The 25178-nt window shown below is 41.1% G+C and carries 18 protein-coding genes and 1 rRNA gene; 14 read left to right on the top strand and 5 right to left on the bottom strand.

Annotated features, from left to right (window positions below):
• Positions 1–107 precede the first annotated feature (107 nt).
• Positions 108–221, top strand: a 5S ribosomal RNA gene (rrf, locus tag M9899_10245).
• 164 nt (positions 222–385) lie between these two features.
• Positions 386–919: a hypothetical protein gene (locus M9899_10240; protein ID MCO5114539.1), complete on the top strand. Its 534-nt coding sequence runs from the start codon at positions 386–388 to the stop codon at positions 917–919.
• Between the two features lie 13 nt (positions 920–932).
• On the opposite strand, the gene M9899_10235 is transcribed toward M9899_10240, so the two are convergent.
• The gene (locus tag M9899_10235) at positions 933–1418 is read right to left on the bottom strand and encodes a hypothetical protein (GenBank protein ID MCO5114538.1); all 486 of its coding nucleotides are present in this window, start codon (positions 1416–1418) and stop codon (positions 933–935) included.
• Positions 1419–1812: 394 nt separating this feature from the next.
• On the opposite strand from M9899_10235, the gene M9899_10230 reads away from it, so the two are divergent.
• Positions 1813–2961: a VWA domain-containing protein gene (locus M9899_10230; GenBank protein ID MCO5114537.1), complete on the top strand. Its 1149-nt coding sequence runs from the start codon at positions 1813–1815 to the stop codon at positions 2959–2961.
• Positions 2962–2966: 5 nt separating this feature from the next.
• On the opposite strand, the gene M9899_10225 is transcribed toward M9899_10230, so the two are convergent.
• Positions 2967–3731: a winged helix-turn-helix domain-containing protein gene (locus M9899_10225; GenBank protein MCO5114536.1), complete on the bottom strand. Its 765-nt coding sequence runs from the start codon at positions 3729–3731 to the stop codon at positions 2967–2969.
• Positions 3732–3942: 211 nt separating this feature from the next.
• On the opposite strand from M9899_10225, the gene M9899_10220 reads away from it, so the two are divergent.
• Positions 3943–6402, top strand: coding sequence for a PD-(D/E)XK nuclease family protein (locus M9899_10220; protein ID MCO5114535.1), 2460 nt, complete (start codon positions 3943–3945; stop codon positions 6400–6402).
• A gap of 175 nt (positions 6403–6577) precedes the next feature.
• Positions 6578–9901, top strand: coding sequence for a UvrD-helicase domain-containing protein (locus M9899_10215; protein ID MCO5114534.1), 3324 nt, complete (start codon positions 6578–6580; stop codon positions 9899–9901).
• Here M9899_10215 and M9899_10210 read toward each other — a convergent pair.
• Genes M9899_10210 through nadB form a run of 3 tightly spaced genes read right to left on the bottom strand, consistent with a single transcriptional unit; the run spans position 9898 to position 13241 of the window.
• Complete coding sequence (locus M9899_10210) at positions 9898–10518, bottom strand: hypothetical protein (GenBank protein ID MCO5114533.1); 621 nt, start codon at positions 10516–10518, stop codon at positions 9898–9900. The genes M9899_10215 and M9899_10210 overlap by 4 nt on opposite strands.
• A complete protein-coding gene (locus M9899_10205) occupies positions 10515–11348 on the bottom strand; it encodes a lysophospholipase (protein MCO5114532.1) in 834 nt (277 codons plus the stop codon). Before M9899_10205 ends, M9899_10210 begins: the two co-directional genes overlap by 4 nt.
• A gap of 39 nt (positions 11349–11387) precedes the next feature.
• Positions 11388–13241, bottom strand: a complete 1854-nt coding sequence (gene nadB / locus M9899_10200; GenBank protein ID MCO5114531.1) for an L-aspartate oxidase — start codon at positions 13239–13241, stop codon at positions 11388–11390.
• 194 nt (positions 13242–13435) lie between these two features.
• Between nadB and M9899_10195 the strand changes: the two genes are divergently transcribed.
• The 9 genes from M9899_10195 to cysE all read left to right on the top strand — a co-directional run bounded on the left by M9899_10195 (position 13436) and on the right by cysE (position 24805).
• Positions 13436–15283 carry a hypothetical protein gene (locus tag M9899_10195; GenBank protein MCO5114530.1) on the top strand — a complete coding sequence of 616 codons (1848 nt, stop codon included), beginning with the start codon at positions 13436–13438 and terminating at the stop codon, positions 15281–15283.
• An 85-nt stretch (positions 15284–15368) separates the two neighbouring features.
• Complete coding sequence (locus M9899_10190) at positions 15369–16883, top strand: GGDEF domain-containing protein (protein ID MCO5114529.1); 1515 nt, start codon at positions 15369–15371, stop codon at positions 16881–16883.
• Positions 16880–18028, top strand: a complete 1149-nt coding sequence (gene alr, locus M9899_10185) for an alanine racemase (GenBank protein ID MCO5114528.1) — start codon at positions 16880–16882, stop codon at positions 18026–18028. The genes M9899_10190 and alr overlap by 4 nt, the downstream gene beginning before the upstream one ends.
• Positions 18015–18782, top strand: a complete 768-nt coding sequence (locus M9899_10180) for an ABC transporter permease (protein MCO5114527.1) — start codon at positions 18015–18017, stop codon at positions 18780–18782. Before alr ends, M9899_10180 begins: the two co-directional genes overlap by 14 nt.
• Before the next feature lie 11 nt (positions 18783–18793).
• Positions 18794–19585, top strand: coding sequence for an ATP-binding cassette domain-containing protein (locus M9899_10175; GenBank protein MCO5114526.1), 792 nt, complete (start codon positions 18794–18796; stop codon positions 19583–19585).
• On the top strand, positions 19582–20982 hold the full coding sequence (locus tag M9899_10170) for an MlaD family protein (protein ID MCO5114525.1): 1401 nt from the start codon (positions 19582–19584) through the stop codon (positions 20980–20982). The genes M9899_10175 and M9899_10170 overlap by 4 nt, the downstream gene beginning before the upstream one ends.
• 56 nt (positions 20983–21038) lie before the next feature.
• Positions 21039–22559: a bifunctional phosphoribosylaminoimidazolecarboxamide formyltransferase/IMP cyclohydrolase gene (gene purH / locus M9899_10165; GenBank protein MCO5114524.1), complete on the top strand. Its 1521-nt coding sequence runs from the start codon at positions 21039–21041 to the stop codon at positions 22557–22559.
• 9 nt (positions 22560–22568) lie between these two features.
• On the top strand, positions 22569–24296 hold the full coding sequence (locus tag M9899_10160) for a hypothetical protein (protein MCO5114523.1): 1728 nt from the start codon (positions 22569–22571) through the stop codon (positions 24294–24296).
• Between the two features lie 11 nt (positions 24297–24307).
• A complete protein-coding gene (gene cysE, locus M9899_10155; protein MCO5114522.1) occupies positions 24308–24805 on the top strand; it encodes a serine O-acetyltransferase in 498 nt (165 codons plus the stop codon).
• Positions 24806–25178 lie beyond the last annotated feature (373 nt).

The following is a 25178-nucleotide window of genomic DNA, read 5'->3' as shown; positions in this document are numbered from 1 at the left end:
TGAGCTTACTTGATCTTTAAGTAGATCTGTATCACTCAAATTAAATTTACACTTCAAGGCTTAGAAGCTTTTAAGCGACTAGGTTGAGCTTTTATTCAAATTGTTTTAATGGCGTTGATAGCGACGGGGATACACCTGATTCCATTCCGAACTCAGCAGTTAAGTCCGTCAGCGGCGATGGTAATGCGGCTTGTCCGTGTGAGAGTAGCACGACGCCAACTTTTATTTTTAAACCTGATAAGGCAACTTATCAGGTTTTTTTTTGCCTTTTTATTCCGTAGCTTTTTAATTTTGAGAAACTTCTTATAGACTTCATTGTTGTATTAGTGTTTCTATGTGTGTGCTTGGGTGCACAGTTCATTAACCTAAACAGGAGTCATAAATCATGAGATTTCTAGTACTATTACTTTCAACACTATTGGTTTCAATCACAGCATGGGCGGGTGGTGTCTCTTTAGATGTGAATAATAAATCTCTTTCGACACAGATGAAGCTTTTAACAAAGATTTATAATAAGCCTGTTGTTGTGGCTTCTGGACTTTCCAATAAAACAATAAACATAAAAGCTGAAGATGTTAATGCAGATGCCGCTAAACATATTATTGCCAAAGCCTTATCTTTAGAAGGTGTTGCGGTGATTGAAACAGAAACTGAAGTGTCTTTAGTGGCGGCAAAAGAAGCTCTAAAATCTGGAATAGAAACTATCTATGATACAAAATTTTCTACAACACCAGAACGATTTGCCACTTTAGTTTTAAATGTTCCAAAGGGTAAAGCCTTCGATATGGAAAAGAGTATTCGTGCGCTTTATTCTCGTGATGGTGCAGTTGCCGTGTCTTCAGCTGGAGATAAATTGATCATCTCTGACTGGACTTCTAATTTGAGCCGCTTGCAACAAGTGATTCAGACTTTAAAATAAGATTGCGGTTACGCTAGTTTTCTTTTTGAGATGAAGTTTGCTTTTGCGCAATCAATGGGTAGTTTCTGTTTAACTCCCATACGGTGTTCTCGTGTTCGACGTCTAAGAGGTTATGTTGAAAGATCACATAGGTGTTGCCGTCATCACCGATGTGAGCCATGAGGGTCACCTCAAGAATATATCCACCATCAGCCTTTACGATAAGTGGAGGAATCAGTTTATCCACCAATTTGACTAAGGGTTTATCTAAAGGGATGAACCTTACTTCTCTTACTGAGCCCCATGCCTTTGGGATTTCGCCATCTTTAACAAGCTCTTCAAAGTCTTTTCTCCATCGGATATTCAAATCAAAAGGAGCAACAAATTCAGCTTTTTTATTTCCAAAGACAATTTTGGTTTTTGCTGTCTTTTTGCTATTCAGTGCACCACCTTGAAGAAGAGCAAATAAACCAAAAGCTGAAAGACCAATAATTAAAATACCAACGATTTTTTGTAACATTCCAAAATTCTAACTTAAAATTTAAAGTTTCCCTAGGAGATTTAGGCAAAGTTTGAGTGAAGTCAGACTTCAGTCCCAGTATTTAGGCTTAAGAAAGCTACAGGTACTAGGTCGATGTGATTTCCAGAAGGTAGAGGTGTGGTTTTGCTACTGTGTGTGGCAGAGGGAGGGAGAAGCGTTTGGGATAATCTTTAGAAACGGTGTGTGAGGGGCGCTTGGTCCGCAGGTTGGGCGTAAATTGTCACTGCTGTATTTTAGTTTATCAGTTTGGCCTTTTAGATAGGGGTTTCTGGATCATAAAAAAGACAAGTAAAATCAAATAGTTAGAGTTGGCATGGGAAAGGGCGTTTTACGGCATAAGTATTGGATTATCAGTGGTTAAGAGGAGAAGGTTATGGAAAAGTTAATAGTTGTTTTCCAAATCGTAGTTTTAGCTGCAATCGCATCAGTGGGTTGTACTGAGACTGAATTTTCACAAAAGCCACCTCGTACGGTAAAGCAAGAAGTGAACTCGGGAAAAGTAGATATTTTATTTGTAGTGGACAACTCAGGGTCCATGTATGTGGAGCAGACCAAAATGGCTGCCGCATTTCCTACTTTAGTGCACGGTTTAGACATCGCAGGGCTAGATTATAGAATCGGTATTACCACAACAGATGTGACATCCAGTCTTAATCCACAAAAGAGTTTAGGTGGATTAGAAAAAGGGGCCCTACAAGACGGAAGATTGATTAAATTTGGTAACGGTAAGTTGTATTTAGATAATACAGACTATGATAATGGAAATATTCAAGGGCTTTTTGCTAGCCGTATCCAACGTCAAGAGACTTTGGACTGTGAGGCGGCAGGGTTTGTGGAGTCTAAATGCCCATCAGGGGATGAGCGCGGGATTTATGCGGCTTTAAAAACGGTGGATCGTAATGAAGGTAAATTCTTTAGAACGGGAAGCCATATTGCTTTTATCTTTTTGACAGATGAAGATGTAAGAGGAAAAGGTTTAGCGGCTTTTAATATTCCTGGTTACCCAAGCAGTTTATTGCCTACTCGTGGGGATTATCCTGCCACTTTGATTGAATATGTTTTAGGACGCTTAGGTGACACTCACACTATGAGTGCCCATGCGATTGTGACAGATACAGCTCAATGTCGTTCGCAACAAGTAGGACAGAATAACAACTCTTATATAGATGCTAACATTGGTTACTTCTATATGGAGATGACAAATCCTAGTTCGCCAGCACGTGTGAGCCAAGAGACTTTGAGCCAAATTGCTAAAGGTAAGCTCATGGTGGGAACTGTGGGAAGCATCTGTTCTGCTAATTATACAACTCAAGCTGGTAATATTAAAAATGTGGTCAACCAAGCTTCATTCCGACATGTGGCGGTTCAAGATCTTGAGTGTGTTCCTGAGTCTGGTACATTCCAAATGGATTATATTCCTGCAGGAATCTCTTGGTCGTTTTCAGCTTCGCAAAATCAAATTGTATTTTCACCAGCACTACAAGCGCACCAAAAAGCTAAGTTCTCATATCTATGTCAATAGGGGTTTTAGGCGGATTGCTTTTGCTCTTCGCCGAACTCTTGTAGAGTGGCAGAGCTGAGCATGTAGCCTTTGCCGTAGATGTTCACTAGGGCTGGGCCGAGTTCAGGCACGATCTTTTTAAGTTTAGAAATATGAGCATCAATAGAACGATGAGAGATAGGGTTATCTTCCCAAATGTTTTCCTGTAGCCATTCTCGACTGAGTAGCTCATCGGTCTTGGTGAAAAATGAAAGCAAAAGTTTAAATTGAATAGGTGTGGTCTTTAAAGCTTTGCCGTGAGCGTGCACCAAGTAATCGTTAGGAAAGATTTCAATGGGGCCTAGAGTAATACGCGCTCGAGTGTCTTTTCTTGCTTCATTTTTGCGTTGATCTAGAGCTTGAGTGCGATCCAATCTCTTCTTTAATGCAAAGAGAGTAAGTTTAAGGCGAGGCTCAACGTTGCTGTTTCGATATTCGTAGTAATCACAGCCTGCTCTAAAAGCTTGTTCGATGGCTGATTTAGAAGGTTGGCCACATCCAATAAGAGCAATGTCATAACCAAAAGATTTTCTTAAAGTCTGAACGACGTTACCAATAGGTGTGTCAAAATCCACTAGGATTAAACGGATATTTGCTTCGCGAATAAGGAAGAAGGCCACTTGTTCGGAGTTTGCTCGTTGGATTTCAAAGCTCTGATTCAAATCAGATTGGATCTCACTTAAAAAGTGATTATTCAAAGACACAATGAGTAATTTCTCTTTATTTGGCCACATCAAAGTATCTATCGACATAAGCTCTTAAAGCTTTAACGCCCAAATTTGTTATGCACCGTCTTTTAGACCTTAGAAGTGATTGAATATCGAGGAAATAAAATTAAAATACTGGATTATGCCTATTTTAAACCAGAGCTTTTCATCTCTCGAATCTATGGTCCAAGAAGTGTTTCATACTGAGACAGCCATGCCCTTATTCATTATGCCTAGCCTGGAGTTTAAAAAGAGTATGGTGGAAAAACTGGCTTTACGGTTTGGAACAGTTCCCGACCAGAGCATTCTTAGGCTCAATGAGTTCTTTTCCAGACAGGTGCAAGAGCTAGCCCCTGAGATACAATTTTTAGATAAAGACCTTTTGAGCTTGGTGCTTAAGATGAATCTAAGCTCGCAAGGGGAGTTCAAAAAGTACACAGCATTTATTGATGTGGCACTAGATTATATCAGCATCTTTGCACCTATTTTGGGTCGGGATGTGTACCGAGAGGCCTTGGAAGAGTTTATACAGAACGATGATCTTTTTTTGAAAAACTATGGTGACATTTACGGTTTCTTAACTAGCGTTTGGGATAATCTTCTGCAAACCAAACAGGTGTTACCTGCGTGGTCGTTGGGGTGGCTGTTTCTGAATTTACCTGAGCTAGAGAAGCAGAATAAAACTCTGTACATTGTGGGTTATAAAAATCTTAAGGATATAGAAAAGGAGTTTTTTTCTGAGCTTGCTCACGCATGGACTATTGTAGATTTGGAATTTGAGAGTGATTTTTTGCATGTAAATCCTCCTTCTGAGTTTGCGTCAACACAGGTGCAGGTAGATGCACTGGCGCAAGTGCAAACGGAAAATAGAAATGCAATCGTTAAAGTGGTGAGTCCTATTGATGAGATTAAGGTGTGTTTGCAGATTTATAAGAAGAGTTTAGATTCACAGAGTATCAACATTGTCGCTCCTAAAACGAAATGGTTTTATAAAGATATTTTAGAAATTTTTTTTGAGTCAGAATTTAAATCTACGGCTACAGACGAAGAGAGTTTTAGAGAGCAAGTGAATGCGTTTTTAAGTCCTCTTAGGTTGCAAGAAGGTAGTTTTGAGCAGTCTGATGTGCAAAGAATTTGGAGTGATGAAAAAGACAAATTTAAAAACGAGGTGGAGTTCCAAAGAGCCACTTCAGAACTTTTTGACAGTCAAAAACTTTTAGAACTCAATGAGCACTTGCGGAGTTTTATGGTTCCAGAGACGGCAATTGGTTTTTTGACATTTTTGGATGTCACCCTATCCTCACACAAAGATCCAGATCGTTTCAGTAAGGTTCTTCGAAAGCTCTATCCCATTGCCTTACAAATACCTAAAAATATAAAAATGGATGTAAGTTCATGGTTGCAATTTGTTTCTTTGAAGCTAGATAAGGTCTCTCCTGAGCTACGGAGTCAGAAGATCAACTTCTACACTCTAGAGGAAGCCAGATGGGTACAAGGAGAAACAAATATATTTTTAAGTTGTACAAGGCAAGATTACGATAAATCTTTATTTGCGTATCTTTCTGATTATGAGGTGGAGAAGATTTATTCTGACTTAGGATTTAACTTAGAAGGTATGAGTCCTATGAAGGCCTTTGAGGAAGCCCTACGAACTCATGCACACAAAGGATTAACGAATTATTTTATGGTTCCAGAATTTGATTTTATTGGTACCTCTCAGCAGCCTTCTCAGATCATTCAAAATTTGGAAAAACAAGGTGCTAGAGTGCAAAGTCTGAATGATTTGGAAGTGCAGAATCCAAAAGTTGTCGACACACGTAGGGAAGTCAACTTATGTAAGATGACAAGCTTTAAACTTAAGAGTCTGTCGGCCTCTTCTTTGGAAATGTATATAGAGAGACCCTATGAGTACTTTTTATCTTATGTGCTAGGAATCAAAGATGAAGATCCTTTGGGAGTGGACCCTTCGCCCAAACATTCAGGAATTGTTTTCCATGAAATTTTAGCTAAGTTTTTGGATCAGAAAAATATTACGAAAGAGACCATTCAAAGCCTTATTGAAGAAAAATCTAAGGATGAGTACCAGTACTGGTCTAACACCAAGGCAGTGGAATTACAGATTGCCAGATATGCCGAAGACATCTGTACGTATATTGAGGCCGATCGCGAACGTAAGAATAGAACAGGTGCAAAAACAATTGGTTTAGAAAAAAAGTTTGAAGCTTATTTTGATTTGAAAGATTTACGATTTTATAAAGAACATGACGAAGGACGAATCAAATTTCGAGGCACCATAGATCGCGTTGATGAGTGTGAGGGAAGTCTATACATACTTGACTACAAAAGTGGTAAAGCAGATTCTTTGCCCAGTAATGTGGTGTCCAGTCCTGAGGTGCAAATGCCTCTTTATGCCATGATCGTTCAAGATGGGATTTTGGATTTACCTGGAGAACTTGCGGGCCTGTTATATGTGTCCATTAAATCTCAATTTAAAGAAGTCCCAGCGTTAATCTTGAAAGGTCAGGATGAAAAATATCTGGAACGAAAGTTACATCATCAGGTGAAAGCGAGTGTTACTGAAGAAAAGTTCACACAGATCATTGAGGAGTATCGAGTGTATTTTAAAAAGATCATCACAGATATTATGGATAACAAATTTGGAAGTTGGGTGAAGGATAGAGACGGAAATCTTTATCAAATTAACGTGGATTTTTAAAAAATAGGGAAAAGCTTTTAGCTAAGTTTGTTGGAAAATAGATAAGATAGATAGTTAGTTAGTTAGTTAGTTAGTTAGTTAGTTAGTTAGTTAGTTAGTTGGTTGGTGGTGGTGTAAGAAGTGAATGGGGCCAACGTAGAGTGGACGAAGATAGTGGGTTTAAAAAGGTGAGAGTGTGTTAAATCAAGGTGTAGAAGATAAAAAACAAATTCCTGCGCAGTTTACGTTTGTCAATGCGGGGGCGGGAGCAGGGAAGACCACTAACCTTGTGGGACATATTTTAGAGACTTTTGCGAGATATCAGCAGGAGTTGGGACGGCCGCCAAGAGTCATTGGCACCACTTTTACTCGTAAAGCGGCTAACGAAATCAAAGACAGAGTGGCATTGCAATATCAAAGGTATCAACCCGAGAATCAACACCAGCTAGCCGAGTTTGAAAAGAAAAGCCCATATAAATCGTATATAGAAACCCACCTTGAAGACCTCTTACGATTTGCCTATTCGGAAAATCTAAATATCACGACCATTCATGGAATTTGTGTGCAGATCATTTTAAGAAAGGCTCATTTATTGGGATATTCCCCTAACCTGCGGATAGTCTCAGAAAGTCATTTGGGTTTTTATCAAAAAAGGCTTTTATTTAAATTTCTATCAGAAGAACCTTACTCTAAGCTCTATGATCATTTTTCTTTTTCTGAAGTTTTAGATCTGTGTAATCAATTATCTGTTCACCGAGAAAGTTTAAAGCGACCTGCAACACTGGATGATTTAAATGAAATCTATCAGATGTTTATGGAGGAATTTTCAGAATCAGTGAAATTTATTTTAAACTTTTCTGAAAGTAGCCTTGTTGGTCTTGGTAGTCATGAAGATAAAGCCAGAGTCTATGTGCAAGGGATCAAGGTGGCACTCAACGCGGCATTGATGAAGAATGACCTAGGAGAGTTTTTTAAAATTTTAGAGACATTTGATAAAACTCCTTCTATTCGAGGGGCAAAGTTGGATCAAGAGGCTTTGCAGAGTTTTAATAATTTTAAGCAAGCCTTTGCAGACATTAAAGATGTATATTTAAAACCTGAACATTTTAGCAAATATTTTGATAAGAGTTTTTTTCCTAAAGTATGCGAGGTGAACGCCTTGCTATTTGAGCTTTATCAAAAATACGAATCAGAGTTACGAGAGTACAAGATTCAAAATTCCATCGTGTTGATGAATGAAGTTGAAGAGTTAGCGTTAGAAATTTTGACACGATTTAAAGATGACTGCCAAGACTATATTGATATGTGGGACTGTTGGTATATTGATGAATATCAGGACACCAGTCCTATACAAAATAAAATCTTTGAAATTTTACTTAAAGGTAAAAGTTATTATAAAGTGGGTGACCCACAACAGAGCATTTACTTATTTAGAGGAGCCGAAGCCTCTTTATTCACTCAAGAGTGGGAGTCCGCCCAAAATGACGAAGGTATTGAAGATCGAGTGTTAGATATAAATTATCGTTCACATCCTAATCTGATGGCTGGGATGAATGAGTTTTTTAAGCACCTTGAAGAGGTGTCCTCAGAGTTTCGTGAATCCTTCAATCCGATGAAATCCGCTGAAGAAGTGAATAAGAATGAGCCCGCAAGGTTTAATTTGCGTTACTTTACAGAACCAGATGCTGAGAAGAATTTTGTTATCTCTGAAATAAAAAAATTAGAGGATTCAGGAGTGTTACCTCAAGATATTTGTATCTTAGCAAGATCTAGAAATGTATTACAAGAGTATGAGCAGGAATTGACCTTAAACAACATTCCGTGCTTAGCGCAGTTCTCTGGTGGATTTTTGTCTCGACCAGAGATTGAAGGCGTTTTATGTTTTGCGCAGGTGATGCACAATCCTCATAACGATTTGGAAATGATTAAACTCCTACGGACACAAGATTTTAAAGTGGAGGACGAGATTTTAAAAACTTGGTGTGATGAGTATGACCAAAGGCAAGAATGGAGTTTGTGGAGTTCGGTGCTACAAACCAAGTCCCATCCTGCGGTACAAAAGCTCCAAGACTTCTATGCTTTTTTTAAATCTAAAGACTATGTGGAAGGATTTAAGAGATACTTTCATGAACTTAAAGTTATAAATTCGGGCTATGATGGGATAGATCAGGCTCGACGTATGGCCAATCTGATGAAGCTTTACAGTTATATATGTAAACGCTCAGAGAGTAACGCCTACACTTTAGAAAACTTGATTTCGGATTTGAACTCGGCAGAAAACGAAGAGCTGCAATCAGAAGCTGTATTTTCAGAGTCTCAATCTGGAGTGCGACTCTTTACTATTCATGGCTCAAAAGGGTTAGAATTTAAATATGTGTTTTTAGTGGGTGGGGGTAAAAAAGGTGCGTTAAGCCATGTTGCAGATTTTGAAAAGATTAAAGACACAGGTGTTTTTGTGGTTCCAGTTTTGGACATCAAGGATGCAGAAAAGAAGGCCACTGTTATTCGTTATTTTTCTCATAAAGAAAGAATTCTTGCAGAAAAAAAAGAGATTAGGCGTGTGATCTATGTGGCGGCTACTCGTGCTAAAGAGCAGCTGTATATATCTGGTGTGGTGAAGAAAAGTGTGGATAAAAAAACAGGGGAAGAAAAGATATTTGCATCCACTGAGAGTCTATTTCATATTATTGATATCAATAGTTTTGCGCTCACCTCTTGGCAATATATAGGAGTGCAAGAGGGTAATAGTGTTGGGATGGGAGGGACCATCAAAGACTCCGACGTAGAGATTCAGTGCTTGCAGTTTGAAGTCGGGGAGGATGTGGAGATTTTGCATAGAGACAAGTTGGTCTATGATAAATCTGTTTTGAATGTGAAGGCGAGCCGAGATACGGAGTTAAGAGCTTATAGTGTATCTGCTTTAGTAGAGGCTATGGCTCAAAATCAATTTCAAGGTTTTGATTTTAAGGAAAAGAAAAGACTGAATATATCCAAGGTGGATTTTGGTAAAATACTTACCGATAACAAAACTTATTCTTCTCTTCTTGCGGATCAGTTTTTAAAACCCTATATAGGAGATATTTTTCACAAAGCTATTGAACTTCATAGTAAAAATATCAGTGACGAAGACCTGAGATCCTACTTGGCTCACTATGTGGTGAGTGATCCAGAAGTTATTTATAATATGATCTTAGAGATCTCATCTATATCTGAACCGAATATGCGGCAGATATTGAAACACTGTCAGCCTGAATGGGGATTTAACTCTATATTGGATAAGCAGATTTTACTTTCAGGAAAGATTGATCTTTGGGGTTTTGATGAAAATCATAATATTCATATTTTTGATTATAAAACAGGAAGCTCCTATCATCTCAAGAAAGCGGCATTTCAGTTGGGACTTTATAAGGAAGTTCTCAAGTTGATTTACCCACAAAGTGAGATCCACACCCACGTGATTTATCCAGCCGAAGGAGTTTGGCTCAGTTTAGACGTGGGCCCCATTAGCTTAGCCCCTTAATATTGAAAGACAGCTTCGCCGTAGGGGTTGGAAAACTTCACTTGGAATGATTTGCCCATAAGTTCTTTGGCAGGTACGGGGAAGGTAAGGATAAAGCCTTTGCTCCAAATGTTATGGTCAGGGTAATAAAGTTTTAAGGAGTGGGCGTTTTTTGATGTGGCTTGAAAATGTCCATCAAAACGTTCTCCGTCAAAGTACAGTATGGCCACCCAGCCTGCGGATTTCATATCAAGCTTGTTATCGTCGGACTTAGGTGTAAAGACACTGACGAAAAACTTAGACTCGTGATTTAGAGATTCATCAAGAGCTTTTAATTTTTTGTTGGCCTGTTCGGGCTTCCATTGGGATTTGTGGGCTTCGAGTTTTAATTGTTTGATCAAAATATTTTCAGTGAGATTTGTGATGGAAAGATCAAATTGGTTGTAAAAGCCATTGTATTTTTGTTGGCGATGGGTCTGCTTGCGCACGGATTTGTAGTAATCTTTAAATGTGGGAGGTTGCCAAGATTCATCAAGATGTTGGTTATAAGGTTCATTGTGGGCACACCCAGAGAGACCTACGCCTAAAAGTAGAATACTGCATAAGATGATTTTGTAGGGTGATAAAGAAAAGCTCATGATTGTACTCCTAAAACAAATGACGAGATGGTATCGAATGCTCTTTCTTTGCTTAAATCATTTACAATCTCGTGTCCAGACTGCGGAAAAAGTTCAATTTGAGCAAACTCTTGATCGGTGAAAAAATCTTGGGTTTTTTCAGCATTGCAGACTTTATCTGAGGGCGAAAGCAGCACTAGAGTGGGTAAATTAAAATTAGGTGTCTGGTATTCCAAGTCACTGAGTTGCTCTTGCATCTCTACAAAAAGGCGCGCGCTGATTTTGGTGTGTCGTAGCGGGTCACTGGTGTAGACATCTTGCATCTGTGGGTCTTTGGAAAGGTCACTAGGGTCGATCTCGTTGAACATTGCCAGTCGAGGTAAAAAATGAGCCATATTTTTGGCCACAGTGATCTTCCAAGGTGGGATGTCGACATTGATTCCTAGTAATGGATTAGAAAAAATGGCTGAAACCTGATTTTTAAAACCCGAACCTGATTGCAATTTGGTCAGATGGATCAAACCTCCTAGAGAGTGAGAAAAGACATGGAGTTTGTCTATTTGAAAGTTCTCTACAATATGGTCAGTGACATGTTCAAGTAGTCTTACGAATTCATTAAGGCTAGGAGTGTAGCCTCTTTGCCCAGAGCTTTGACCGTGACCAATCAGGTCGGCCGCAAAGCAAGTGATGCCTCGCTCGTTGAGAGCTTTGCAAGCGCTGTCATAAGACCCACTGTGTTCACCAAGACCGTGAATCAGAAACAGGGTCGCTTTAGGATGAGGAGCCGCCCACTCTTTGATATAAATAGAGTGTTTATTAAAAGAAACAAAAGTTTCTCGCTGTTGCGACATGAGGTTCTCCTGGTTAGTGCACTCAGTTTCTATCATAGTTTAAATCTCAATGTATTCAATCGCCTTGCCCTTTTGTTGGATGCTTTTTTGAACTTTTGCCTTTTTTTTGGGAAAATTATGATCAAAATGGCAACCTCGGCTTTCGTGGCGCGATAAGGCGGCTTCTATCATAAGAGCCGAAATTTGGGCGATATGACTGAGCTCCATAAAGTGAGGGTCGTAGATGAGAGCTGGGGATTCGGTTTGCAGCTCAGAAATTTCTTCTAAAATATGACCAATTTTTCTTTGGGCTCGTTTCATCAATTTTTGTGAGCGGATGATCCCCATATTGAGCCACATCATTTGTCGCGTCTCATCCCAGAGGCTGGTGATATGAATCTTAACATCCTCTGGAAGATGGGGTTTGTGTGAGTCGCCATCGGGGGGAAGTGATGCGTGGTCTTGGTCCATCTTGTCGGAGTTTTGAAAGGTGATTTGTAAAGATTCTTTTGGATGTGTTGGGCGGTGATCTAGTTTGTTGTGATCCGTAAGAGAGAACTGTGAAGGGATGGGAAGTTGGTGCTTTTGAGAACTGTGGGGTCTTGCGGGGGAGTTGAACTGCTTGGCGATATGTTTGTAGGCAAATTCGGCGGTCACCAAACATTCTAAGAGGGAATTGCTCGCTAAGCGATTGGCTCCATGTAAGCCTGTTTCGGCGCATTCGCCAATGGCGTAGAGCCCTTCAATAGAAGACTGGCAGTGCTCATCGACTAAGATCCCCCCACACATATAGTGAGCGGCGGGAACAACAGGAATGGGTTGCTCTAAAAAGTTTATACCCAACTCAAGACAGCGTTCATATATTTTGGGGAATCGTTGTTGGAGGGCAGGATTCTTAAGATAAGCCAGGTCCAACCAAACACAATCACTCCCTGTGGATTTCATTTCGTGGTCGATGGCACGAGCAACGATGTCTCTGGGAGCTAAGTCTTTAAGAGGATGGTATTTAGACATGAAGGCTTCATTTTTACTGTTAAGTAGTCGTCCGCCCTCACCACGCAAGGCTTCAGAGATCAAAAAGTTACGAGCCATGGGGTGATACAAACATGTGGGATGGAATTGGGTGAACTCTAGATTGCTGACTTGGGCGCCGAGGTTGTAGGCCATGATGATGCCATCGCCTGTGGCGCCACTCCAGTTCGAGGTGTAAAGGAAACATTTACCTGTGCCGCCAGTGGCTAAAATAACATAAGGGGCTCTGAAGTGAAATTCGTGTTCGGAGTTAAAGGCTTTAACACCTGTGCAGCGATGAGAATCGCTAGTGGGTTCAGTGACAAATGGGCTTTCAGGATGAGAATCGCGGGTGGGTTCAGTGGCAAATGGGTTTTTAGAATGAGAACCGTTAGTGAGTTCAGTGGCAAGTGGGTTTTCAGGATGGGGCTCGCTGATGAGTTCAGAGACAAATAGGTTTTCAAAAAGAGTGATCTGGGGATGCTCTTGAGCGAGTCTAATAAAGTGAGAGTGGAGAGCCTGGCCCGTGTGATCATCCACATGCAGAATGCGCCGATGACTATGGCCTCCTTCTTGGGCCAATTCAAAATGCCCATTCACGGAGTCAAATTCTACGCCCAGATCTTTGAGTTCTGTGATCCTATCGGGCGCATTTTCGATAATGCGTTTGACGTTGGGGATGTCACACAGTCCATCACCCGCAATTAAGGTATCTTGAATGTGCTTTTCAAAAGAGTCAGTGTGCGAGATCACCGCAGCTAGACCCCCTTGTGCTCTCCATGAATTGGTCTGCATGAGCTGAGACTTACTGATCACGGCGACCTTGCCCAAAGAACTTGCTTTAAGGGCGAAGCTGAGCCCCGCTAGACCACTCCCGACAACAATAAAGTCAAAATTATTCATGAGACATAAATATTCTGATCCTCGAGTAAGCACAAGAAATTGTCGGTAGAGACTGAAAAAAGCCCAGTGCTATAGATATAAGCGTGTCGATAAGGTCTGGGCGAAGGCGCGTTATATATTAAAGAAAGACTGCGCTGCATTATGCCCTTAGCCAAGGGTGTCGGTAAGCTTAAGAGGGTTAAGGGGCAATAATTATGAGCATAAAAACATACAAAATTTTATTGTGGGGATTAGCTTTAGCATGGGCAACGGTGTCTTTTGCGTTTTTTGGCCATCAGCTGCTAAATAAAACAACTTTTAACGAAGCCAAGACTTCGGTGACACTGACGCAATCCTTTTTTGAAGAGTATTCTAAACAAATAAAATTTAAACTTGGACAGTGGTCTTACAACTACCAACTTAAAAGTAATAAAGGTGTAGAGTTTGATCATGCTGCGTTTATGGAAGCAGAGTTTGATCTGATAGGATTTTACTCGGTAACAGATGATGAAAATACACCTTATGAAAAGCAGTGGTTAAAGTCCAAGGACTTTGCCTCTAATGAACTGTCTGAAAATATAGTGACAAGAATGCAAACACTATCTTATGAAGCGGTCAAATCTTCTTCGTACGTATGGATGGCAGGGCTTGATGAGTCAGGTCAGTCCGTAGTGATGATGGCCTCGGCCGTGAATGACGCCGCTATTGGGACGGGACTTCTTGTGGGGGTTTTGGATCTTGAGCGCGTGCCTTATGGAAGAATCTCACCTGATGTTGTTGTATTAGATGGTGAAGGTCGTTTCATTTTACATCCTCGCAAGGAGTACATGGCGCAAAAGGCGTCGTCAGTGATCAAAACCATTCCTGAAGGAGAGCTGTACACTCATGAGGGTGAAGCATGGTTGCATCATCGTCAAAATGGTTATGACTATGTTTTTAGAGCAGAACAAAAAAGTTTGGTAGGAATGGCTGTGTGGCCCTTGATTTTAATGCTTCTAGGTTTGGGATTCTTGGTGGCCTTACCTATGCTTTTACAAGAAGAACCAGAGGCCTTTGAGGATGTAAAAGCTTTTGAACCTAAAACTGCTGAACAAAGTGAAATTGATTTTGCGGGATATGAGTCAGTTTTAAAAGTACAGAACCTAAGAGATAAATTAAATAAGATGAGTCTTATCAGTTCTTCATTGAAAGGACGATTGGATCTTGTGTCTTTGGGCGAGATAGATCAAAAGCTGCTCAAAGACATCGTTACCGATTTTAACACTTTAGATCATGCAATTGATGAAGCTTTTAATGAGGCTTCTGAATTCAATACACAGGACGAGCCTCAAGCAGAGAGCCCTTCGCATGTGATGTCAGGTTTACCAGCCCTACCTAGTCTGGAAAATCAAAACCCAGAGCCAGAAGTAAAAACAATAGCGCCTCCAATGTCAGCCAAACAAGTGACACCAGAAGTGCCGAAGGCCTCAGGCACAACGATTAAGGCCGAGACTTTTGCTTTTGAAATCGAAGAAGAAGATATTGATGTGGACTTCGCTCAAAGCTTAAGCCTCACGCCAGTAGTTGAGGATGCAGGGCAAGATTCAAGCACGGCAAAGAGTTCTTTGGGTGATGCCGCCGCCGTTGAATTACAAAGCACAGAGAGGGCTGTCAAGGCCACAGGCCAGAGTGCAGTAAGTCGTGTGGATGAAGTGGCCAGTGTAGTTAAAACTCCTGCGAGCCAATACGGTTCGACTTTGGTTTCAGAGAGCTTAGAAGAGGCCAAGTCGGCCTTTGGTAGCTTTGCTGATGATCTTGAAGGCGACGTTGAGGATCTTTTTGGAGATCTCAATGATTTAGAAGAGATTGAGGTTGTGGTTGCTGAAGAGACAGAAAGAGAATTCAGACCTGTATCATCGAAAAATGATTGGACCAAGGTGATCGAAGAGTTGACCGAAGAGTTGAATAATCTGGATTTGGATATGTCTGATATGGAAATGGATCAGGCTGATGAAGATCTAAAGAATGAACTGAAAGCCAACGAAGAAAGTGGAGCTATTAAGCCTCCCAGAGTAGAATTGTAAGTTATAAAAAAGTGGATCATTGAGAGTGCCTCTAGGTGCTCTTAATGGTTAGAAATATAAAGAAGAGAGCTGCGTAACCCCCACCATGAATGTAGAGATAGCAGGATACAGACCGTCATTTAATATCGCGATACTTTCCAGTGACGCCAGTGTGTCGCATCGGTTTATGACGGTCATGGCGGTGGAAGGGTATACAGTAAAAGTATTTGTAGGACTAGAACAGCTGCAAGCTACAGGAAAAGAATTTCCACCACATATCATTTTATTGGATCACACTCTGGTGACCCTGCATGGACTTTTGCCAACCTTAAATCAAGTTTTCCCTGAAACCTTCTTTTATCTTTTAGGTTTGCCTGAAGATTTAGATCAAACAGTGACACATTTAAAGAATTTTAAGGGAGTCATTCCGCAAGGGAAGATCACCACACGAGTTTTAACGGCCCTATTGGATAATGGCATTGAACAGCTCTTATTGCGCTATCAGGTAGAGAAAAGTGTGGCGGGGGCCTCCACTTTGGAAGATGAGCCCCTTAGATTTAAAAATGAAGAACAGATCATTGACATCAATGATTTTTCTGGTGGGGGCAATAACGATGTGCTTAATCGTTTTGTCAATTGGGTGGATCGACTTACAGCCATTGAACATTATGATGAGGCAATCAAATTATACACCAACGAGCTTTATGATTTTTTTGAATGTGATGCGGTCATTTATTTTAAATACATGTCAGCTTATGCGTCCCTAGTGGCCACCCACTCTGAAGGAGTGGCATTTCAAAAGGTCAGAGGTTTGGGGCTCAACTTTTCAGAAGATCGTCTATTTGATCCGCAAAAGGATTTATTAAGGATGGATGAGTACCGTCCTTTTGTGCAGATGGTGCAAAATGCGGTGGATGAAAAGAAAATTGCGACATCAGTTTTGAAGGTGGATGGCCAAGTGCGAGGTCTTTTTGCTTTAGTGGGTGTTTCACCCTCCGTAAAAGAAGAGTCTTATTTTCGCGCTTGTGAGGCAGTGATTGTACGCTGGCTTTCGGAAGTGTTATTAAAAGAAAAGATTCATAATCTGGAAAGACATGATGAACTTACAGGGTGTCTAAATAAAAGAACGTTTTCTGAACAAGTGTTTTTAGAAGTGGCTAGAGCAAGAAGAATTAAACTCCCAGCCTCTTACGTATATATCAGTGTGGATCATCTGCAAAACATCAAAAAAGAACTTAATGCCGACAGGTACAGAACATTGCTTAAGATGGTAGCCAAAGTGATTGATCAGGCTATTCGTAAAACAGACTTTGCGGGAAGAATGGGAGAAGCGGAGTTTGCAGTCCTTTTCCCTCATATGAATTTTGAAAACTTAAAAGTGAAGGCCACACGTTTAAAAAGAATGTTAGAAACAGCAAAGTACTTTAATGATTTAAAGAAAGAATTTGCTTTAACAACAACAATTTGTATCTCTGAATATCCGTCCTCAGCCTATGATGCAGAGGATTTGATGTTAGCGGCCTCGCAGAAGGTGTTAGCAGAAGAAAACTCCTCGCAACTTTTTGTGATGTCCAAAGGTGATAACTTCGTTCCTGATTTTGAGCCTGGGCAAGGGGGATGAAGATGCAGTATGCTGAGTCGATCATTTACATCTGTTATGAAAGTTTAAAATACAATATGGATTGGATCAGATCAAAGACCCAAAGTTCTTTTATTTGTCCTATGGTGAAGGCAAACTCTTATGGGGGTGGCGCGGTACACATTGCCCACGCGTTACAGTGTATGGGTGTGCAATATTTTGGGGTGGCTCGTTTGTCAGAGGCCATTGAATTGCGACAAAATGGAATAGATCGCGACATTTTACTTTTTAATCATTTTACTGAAGATGAATTGCCAGAAATCTTTAAACAAAATGTGACCTATGTGGTTTCTTCTATAGCTCAGTTAGTATTATTGGGAGATTTTCTGCGATCAAAAAAAACATCTGCTAAAATTCATTTGGAATTTGATACAGGGATGAGCCGTTTAGGGTTTCAAAAAGAACAGGTCAGTGTTGTAAAAGAGAAGCTACTTGAGTACCCAGAGTTAAAGTTAGAGGGAGTGTTCACTCACTTTTTAGATGCCAGCAATTGGCCACAACAAGGCGCGAGCAGTGCCCAGCAGTATGCCGTCTTTCATGAAATTGCTGAGGCCTTCCCTGACGCTCTTGCTCATATTGCCAGTTCAAAGGCTTTGGAAAATGAACCTGCAAAGATGAAGTTTGGTCTTCGACCAGGCCTGTGGTTGCTGGGTATTCAGGCAGAAAAAATTGGTTTGCGACCCGTTCTCAGGTTGGCGTCCCCTGTGATTTCTTTGCGGAATATTCCTGCGGGGCAGACGGTATCTTATAGTGGACTATGGACGGCAGAGCGTCCTTCTGTCATTGCGACCTTGCCTGTGGGGTATGCAGATGGGTACTCGCGCAGGCTGACGGGACAAAGTCATGTCATCTTAAAGGGCCATCGTGTTCCCACAGTGGGCGCAATTTGTATGGATTATATGATGGTAGATGTGACTGACATTCAAGATGAGGTGCAGATCGGAGATGAGGCTACGGTGATGGGCCAAGACCCTTCGGGATTAAATATCAGTCTAGAGTCCTTGGCAGAAAAGTGTGGTGTCATTGTCTATGAATTTGTAGTAAGATTGAGCCGTCGACTAAGAAGAGAGATTTTAGGGGGAACCGCTGAGGTACATAGGTCATCTGATTCAATTGTTAAAGATTGAGGCCTTTTTGTATGGCTTAGGTCATTTCTTTATCTTTGCGGGTTCTGCATTCAAAACCATCCCTGCCCGACCTTACAGAGTGGAAGAGTTTTTTAAGCACATGGATTTTGTGGGAACAGGATCAGTGAGTATCATCTTTTTAACGGGGATGTTCACGGGCATGGCCTTATCACTCCAAATTTGGTTGGGTTTTAGCATGGTGGGCATGTCTGACTTGGTGGGACCTACTGTGGCTCTTGGTATTTTTAGAGAGTTGGGTCCTGTGCTGACAGGGCTTCTGGTTTCAGCAAGAGCAGGTGGAGCAATGGCAGCACAACTTGGGACCATGCGTGTCTCTGAACAAATAGATGCTCTGAGAGTTATGGGAGTGGACCCCATTCAATACTTGGTGATGCCAAGAATTTTAGCTTCGATTGTGGTGCTGCCTCTTTTGTGTGGATTTTTTGATTTTATCGCCATGTTAGGCTCATACGGTTTATCCGTGTATGTTTTAGAAGTCGATGGGGCTCTATTTATTGATAAGATCCAATCATGGATTAAACCTAGTGATGTGTATCAAGGGATGTTTAAGGCCGCTATCTTTGGACTCATTTTTTCTTTGATTTGTACACACAGAGGCTTTTATACAAAAGGTGGAGCAAGAGGAGTGGGTGAGGCCACCAATCGTGGTGTGGTTGTCAGTATGGTGACCATCATTATCGCCAGTTATGTTTTAACAAATTTCATTCGTTTATATTTTCATTTTGTGGAATAGGTGGGGCAAAGATGAGTACAGAAAACGTAGATGTAGCCCCTTATAATGATAACATTGCGATTAAAATTCGTGATTTGAAAAAACGCTTTAGTGAAGACGGTGAGTATATCCTGAATGGGATGGATATAGATATTCCTCGTGGTAAAATCACAATGATCATTGGGTTTAGTGGTACGGGAAAAAGCGTGCTTTTAAAGCACATTTTAGGACTGCTAAAACCTACATCAGGCTCTATTGAAGTGTTAGGACAAGATTTAAATGCGATGACGCCTAAGCAGTCGGCCGAATTTCTGAAAAACTTTGGAGTGATGTTTCAATACGCGGCCCTTTTTGATGATATGACGGCCCTTGAAAATGCCTGTTTCCCCTTAAAAGAGCATCGTAGGGAACTCAGCCTTTTACAAAGAGAACAGATTGCACGAAAAAAGTTAGAAATGTGTGGTCTAGACCCTAAACATTATGCCAAACTTCCTGCAGAATTAAGTGGTGGGATGAGGAAAAGAGTGGGGTTAGCCCGAGCCATTGCTTTGGACCCTAAAATTCTTTTGTATGATGAGCCCACAACGGGATTGGACCCTGTTTTAACTGAAATGGTGGATGATTTGATTAAAAACACCCATGAAGGAATTGAGGATGCGACTACAGTGGTGATTTCTCATGACTTGCACGCTGCGTTTAGAATTGGAGATATAATCATAATGCTGCACGAGGGCAAAGTGATTATGAGAGGGACACCTGCTGAATTTTTAAGTACTGATCATCCTTTGGTCAGTCGATTTGTGTCTAAAGGGGTTAAGAAATGAGACTGAATACTCCAGAACTCAAGGTCGGTCTTTTTGTTTTGGTATCGCTTTCTTTTGTTTTGTATTTGAGTGTGAAGCTCTCAAAAAGTCCCACTGTATTAGGCTCCACCCAAGGCTTCTCGTTTATGCTAGAAGACGCTGGTGGTTTGATTAAAAATACAGCAGTGAAGGTCGCTGGTGTTAAGGTCGGTATCATCAACGATATTCGTTTAGTCAATGGCAGAGCACAGATTGATATTTTAGTGCAGAGCGATTTGGGCCTTACCGAGAGTGCTGTGATTGAAATCAAATCCAATGGTATTTTGGGTGATAAGTTTGTGGCCATATACGGGGGGGACCTCAACGATCCTCTTTTAGAAAATGGAGCCATGATTAAAAACGTGCAAATGGCAGGGTCTTTAGACACTGTGATGAACGAAGTGGGCAAAGTGTCTTCAGCCTTGCAAGAAGTGGCTGCTGCTCTTAAACAAGCCACAGTAGAAGGGACCGACGAGACTCCTATTGGAAGAATTGTATCTAACCTTGAAAAACTGACAGCAGACCTAGCGTCTGTATCTTCTGAAAACAAAGAAAGTATTAACCGCATTATTGATAGCATCGAAGAAGTCACAGACACTCTTAAGATTGCTTTTGGTGAAAATGGCAGAGAAGAATTCCAAAAAGCTTGGGGCAATGTCACAGGTGGTATGGAAAAACTGGATCGTTCTTTAGCTAACATCGAAGAGGTCACCACAAAAATCAATGAGGGTGAGGGAACCATAGGTAAACTCTTAAACGATGAAGAGACTGTGGAAGGGATCAACAAAGCCATTGGCAACTTAAACCGTGTACTGGGTGGGGCTTTAAATCTAGAAACCACATTTGACTTTAAAACAGAGTATATGGCTGAAGCTGGAGAGATGCAGACCTATTTTGGTTTAAAGATTCAGCCAGGTTTAGATCGCTATTATTATTTGGGGATTGTTCAAGATCCGTATGGAAGCATTAAATCTAAAACTGTAGAGACCACAACAACAACGGGGGCTCCGCCAGTGTCTACGGATGCCACAGTCAGAGAAGTTGTGAATTATGATAATAAAATTAAAATTACGGCTTTGTTTGCAAAGAACTTTTATAACTTTACCCTTAGAGGGGGATTGATCCAGTCCTCGGGTGGTTTTGGGTTTGATTACAGTCTTTTTAACAATTCATTAAAACTTTCTTTGGAAATGTTTGATTTTGATGACCCCAATTTAAGAGCCTTTGCTCGTTGGGATATCTTTAAAGGAATTTATTTAGTCGGTGGTGGTGATTCTATCTTAGAAAGAGAGGGACGTGAGTTTAATCCTTTCTTTGGTGGTGGGATTTATTTAACCAATGATGATATCAATATTTTTGCGGCACAGTTCCTAAGGTAAGCAAAGACCCAGTGATCTTTTTGTTTCAACGATGCTGAGCCGTATAGGGGTGCAATATGGCCAAGAGACGCAAAGTTTTAGTCAGTCTTTATAACAAATCAGGTTTAGAACAGTTAGCTGAGATTTTTAACACACATCAAGATGAAGTTTACAGCACGGGTGGAACAGCCAAAGCCCTTCGAGAGTTGGGCGTTGAGGTGAAAGACGTCAGTGCACTTACGCAATTTCCTGAAGTGATGGACGGCAGGGTTAAGACTTTGCATCCCAATATTCACATGGGACTTCTTGCCAGAAAAGACCACGAAGGGGACGCGCAGACATTAAAAGAGTTTGGCGTAAGCGTTTTTGATATTGTTGTGGGAAACTTATATGACTTTGAGGCGGGGATTGCTAAAGGCTTAGCCTTTCATGAACAGATCGAGCTTGTGGATGTAGGTGGACCGTCTTTTTTAAGAGCTGCGGCCAAGTCCTTTGATCGCATCAATGTGATGTGTGATCCTGCGGATTACGAATTATTAAAAACTGAAACCACTTTAGAACAAAGAAAGTATTTAGCGGCCAAAGTTTTTAAACATACGTCCTATTACGACAGTCAGATTGCGGCTTGGTTGAGTGAAGGCACTGATTTTTTTGCGGATCAAGAATGGGCTCTTGGGGCTCATAAAGTGTCTGAGCTTCGGTATGGAGAGAACCCTAGCCAAAAGGCCAGTTGGTACAAAACAGATATTAAGGGCCTGCACAATGCTCGTGTTCTTCAGGGTAAAGAACTTTCTTATAATAATATTTTAGATCTTCAGTCGGCTATTGATGCTCTGAAAGAATTTGAAAAGCCCACAGTAGTGAGCTTAAAGCACACCAATCCTTGTGGAGTGAGCCAAAGTGAGGATTTGACCCAAGCCTTGCAAGAATCACTAGCTGCGGACCCTATGAGTGTTTTTGGTGGAATCATTGCCTTAAACCAAACTGTAGACAAAGACCAAGCAGAACTGCTGGCTGGTATTTTTGTTGAGTGTATTGTTGCGCCTCAATTTAGTGATGAGGCACAAAAGGTCTTTGCGAAGAAAAAAAATTTACGTCTTTTAGAGTGGCCTGAAATGATGGAGTTTAAAAAAACACGACCAATGTCCAGATCGGTAATGGGAGGACTCTTGGTGCAAACTCCTGATCTAGTAGGTGTAGATGAAAAAACTTGGGTGGTGCATGGAGAAACTCCTTCAGTTGCAATTTTAGACAGCTTAAAATTTGCATGGAGAGTGTGTGCTCATTTAAAGAGCAATGCGATTGCCGTTTGTTCTGGCACCAAGACGGTGGGCTTAGGTATGGGACAGGTCAGTCGCATTGATGCTATGGAACAGGCTTTTATGAGAGCTAAAAAATTTCATCCTGAGGCAAAGGACTTGGTTTTAGCTAGTGATGCGTTTTTCCCGTTCAGTGACTCGATAGAATTGGCGGCACAGAATAATGTGAAGTGGATTATTCAGCCTGGAGGGTCCATAAAAGATGCAGAAGTTATTTCCAAAGCGAGGGAATTAAGTGTTAATATGATCTTTACAGGAGTGAGACATTTTAAACACTAGGAGAGAATTGTGAATCCTTCTTTTGGGCCAGATGAAAAAGTATGGATTGTAAAATCATCGACATATATCACGGGACCTTACTCGCAAAACGAAGTCTTTGAACAGATCAAGCAAAGACAAGTGGTTGCTATTGATGAAATTGCTGCGGCTTTTGGAAATTGGGCCTTTGTCAGAGACATTGAACTTTTTCGCAATGAGCTTCTCAAAGCTAATGCGGCTTCAGCTGGTGAAATCACTAAGACGATGTCTTCTAATACTCAGGATGCGACAGATCAACTGACGAGTACGAACTTAATGGATGACACCGAAGAGCTGTCAGCCCTGAATGCCATTGATAAAACCAATCCCAATCCTGATATTGCTCCTCTTAATTTTAAAACTCCACCCGCTAGAAGGCCAGTACATCCTAATGCGCGTGCCAACAGTTTTAATTTCCCTAAATTTGTAATGTCTATGCTGGCGTTCATTAGCTTGGCCGTGGGAACTTACTACGCCTACATGATGATCATGGAAAGACGGTCTCCAGAGATCAATGTGGCAGAGAGTTTAGCAAAGGGACATGCTGGCTTTTTAAAAGGAGATTTGAGCGAAGCCTATGTGCATTTTCAGAATGTAGTAAAAAGTGGTACGGCCTCAGAACAGGCTCCAGGATTTTTTATTCAAATGGCAGCCCTTGTATTGAATCAAGAGCGTCAGACAGTATATGCCAGAGACCTGTTAAGTCAGGCTCCGACAGACATTCAAAGTTCACCAGAATGGTTGACGGTTCAGGGGTTAAGCTTTCTGATTGATCAGAACTACCAAATGGCAGAAAGTTTTTTTGTTCAAAGCATTCGTAAAAATCCTAACTTTTTAGCAGCGTGGGTGAACCTTGGACATTTGTATTTAGCACAAAAAAAGTTTCAAGAGGCTTGGGACTATTTTTTTGGAGCCTATGTGAGAGGTTACTATGAGGGGCATATTCCTTTATTTATGGCCTTATCTTTGATTGAGCAGTGGCAGATCAACTCAGACTCTTTGTTGCTGTTAAGAGCTCAGCAACTTTTAGAAAACTATATGTTGACCAATTCGGATCGTAAGGACCAGTTGAGTATTATTAGTATTTGGCTGGCCTTAAAGATTCCTGATTTAAAAAAGACAGTTCCAGCAAGAATTGAAGCTTTCATTGAACGAGATCCTTACGGTTATTCGCAAATCCGTAGAAGTGCCTACGAATATGTCTATGACTCTAAAAACTTAGAGGCCTATTGTGCGCAAGTTTTTCGTGAACTTCCTAAAGATAAGATGAACACCTTACTGTATTCATCGCTTTGTTATCAAAGAATAGGTTTTATGGGAGATATTGTTGAGGCTCCTATTAAGAAGGCCGCAGAGAAGTTTTCTACTGAGCCCTTGGTTTATGGAGCGCAAGCTGTGGTCTTAAGTCAAATGGGTGAACAGTATCAAAAGAGTCTACTGATTGGACGAGCATTAAGCTCAGACGCTAAGTCCTTACATAATTTGCCTTTGATTCTGCAAGCTCATTTTTGTGAAGAGAAAGGGGATTTGAATTGCTCTTTAAAGTATTGGAGACAGGTCAACGAACGGGATCCTTTTGAAGTGGGTGCCTATTCGGGAATTGCCAAATCCTTACTTTCGCAGCGTAAAACTACAGAAGCCCAACAGTGGGTGCAAAGTGGTCTGCTAATCGCACCATCCTATAAACCTTTGATTGAACTACAGTTAAAGATCATGTAGTTCTAATCATTATGTTAGATTTTTTAAAAGCCTATAGAAAATTTGATCCAAGTGCCAAAAGCTTGTTTGAAATCGCCTTGCTGTATCCAGGCCCACGAGCGATCTTTTGTCATAGAATCGCCCACTTTTTCTATACATACCGTTTGTATTTTATTGCACGCTTGATTGCTGAAATTTCAAGATGGCTGACTTTAATTGAAATTCATCCAGGAGCCAAAATTGGAAGAAGATTTGTGATCGACCACGGCGCAGGAGTAGTGATTGGTGAAACCGCCGTCATCGGCAACGACTGCAAAATCTATCACGGAGTTACCCTTGGTGGCACATCCACAAATGGTGGAAGGCGCCACCCGATGTTGGCTAATAATGTCCTTATCGGTGCTGGAGCAAAAGTTCTGGGCCCTATCCAAGTCGGCTCAGACGTAAAAATCGGCGCAAACTCTGTCGTCGTCAAAGACTGCATCGCAGAAGGCACCTACGTCGGCATCCCCGCCCAAAGAATCCGCTAGTAAGGCCTGGAGTAGGTCGGGTTTCATTTCTTGTCTCTTTATCTTTATATATACTCAAAATGCTCAGACAGTGACGTTTGGCATGATTTTGCGTTTGCAAAATCACGCCAAGCCGAACTCGCATTTTGACCATATATAATAAAAATCCCCAAAGACATTCACGCCCAAAGGGAGGGCGCAGAGGTCTTTTTGTAAGGGGGTGGAACAAGGGCAGTATCGAGATGTAGGTGGTGATTTAATTAAGGTTTACGTCTGAATTTATGTAGGAGAGAGCTACATATAGCCCTCTGGCAAGAAGGCACAACTTAGCGTTACATGGGGTGAGTGTCAGACACAACGATAACCACGCGGCGGTTTTGGTCTTGGTTTTTTG

It is taken from the genome of Pseudobdellovibrionaceae bacterium (genome assembly GCA_023954155.1).
Lineage (GTDB): Bacteria > Bdellovibrionota > Bdellovibrionia > Bdellovibrionales > UBA1609 > JAMLIO01.
Note: the sequence above shows the minus strand (reverse complement) of the source record. Positions and strands in the feature narration are given on the sequence as shown.

Coding starts and splice junctions, on each gene's coding strand:
- M9899_10240 (MCO5114539.1), top strand. CDS start 386: ATGAGATTTCTAGTACTATTACTTTCAACACTATTGGTTTCAATCACA.
- M9899_10235 (MCO5114538.1), bottom strand. CDS start 1,418: ATGTTACAAAAAATCGTTGGTATTTTAATTATTGGTCTTTCAGCTTTT.
- M9899_10230 (MCO5114537.1), top strand. CDS start 1,813: ATGGAAAAGTTAATAGTTGTTTTCCAAATCGTAGTTTTAGCTGCAATC.
- M9899_10225 (MCO5114536.1), bottom strand. CDS start 3,731: ATGTCGATAGATACTTTGATGTGGCCAAATAAAGAGAAATTACTCATT.
- M9899_10220 (MCO5114535.1), top strand. CDS start 3,943: ATGGTGGAAAAACTGGCTTTACGGTTTGGAACAGTTCCCGACCAGAGC.
- M9899_10210 (MCO5114533.1), bottom strand. CDS start 10,518: ATGAGCTTTTCTTTATCACCCTACAAAATCATCTTATGCAGTATTCTA.
- M9899_10205 (MCO5114532.1), bottom strand. CDS start 11,348: ATGTCGCAACAGCGAGAAACTTTTGTTTCTTTTAATAAACACTCTATT.
- nadB (MCO5114531.1), bottom strand. CDS start 13,241: ATGAATAATTTTGACTTTATTGTTGTCGGGAGTGGTCTAGCGGGGCTC.
- M9899_10195 (MCO5114530.1), top strand. CDS start 13,436: ATGAGCATAAAAACATACAAAATTTTATTGTGGGGATTAGCTTTAGCA.
- M9899_10190 (MCO5114529.1), top strand. CDS start 15,369: ATGAATGTAGAGATAGCAGGATACAGACCGTCATTTAATATCGCGATA.
- alr (MCO5114528.1), top strand. CDS start 16,880: ATGAAGATGCAGTATGCTGAGTCGATCATTTACATCTGTTATGAAAGT.
- M9899_10175 (MCO5114526.1), top strand. CDS start 18,794: ATGAGTACAGAAAACGTAGATGTAGCCCCTTATAATGATAACATTGCG.
- M9899_10170 (MCO5114525.1), top strand. CDS start 19,582: ATGAGACTGAATACTCCAGAACTCAAGGTCGGTCTTTTTGTTTTGGTA.
- purH (MCO5114524.1), top strand. CDS start 21,039: ATGGCCAAGAGACGCAAAGTTTTAGTCAGTCTTTATAACAAATCAGGT.
- cysE (MCO5114522.1), top strand. CDS start 24,308: ATGTTAGATTTTTTAAAAGCCTATAGAAAATTTGATCCAAGTGCCAAA.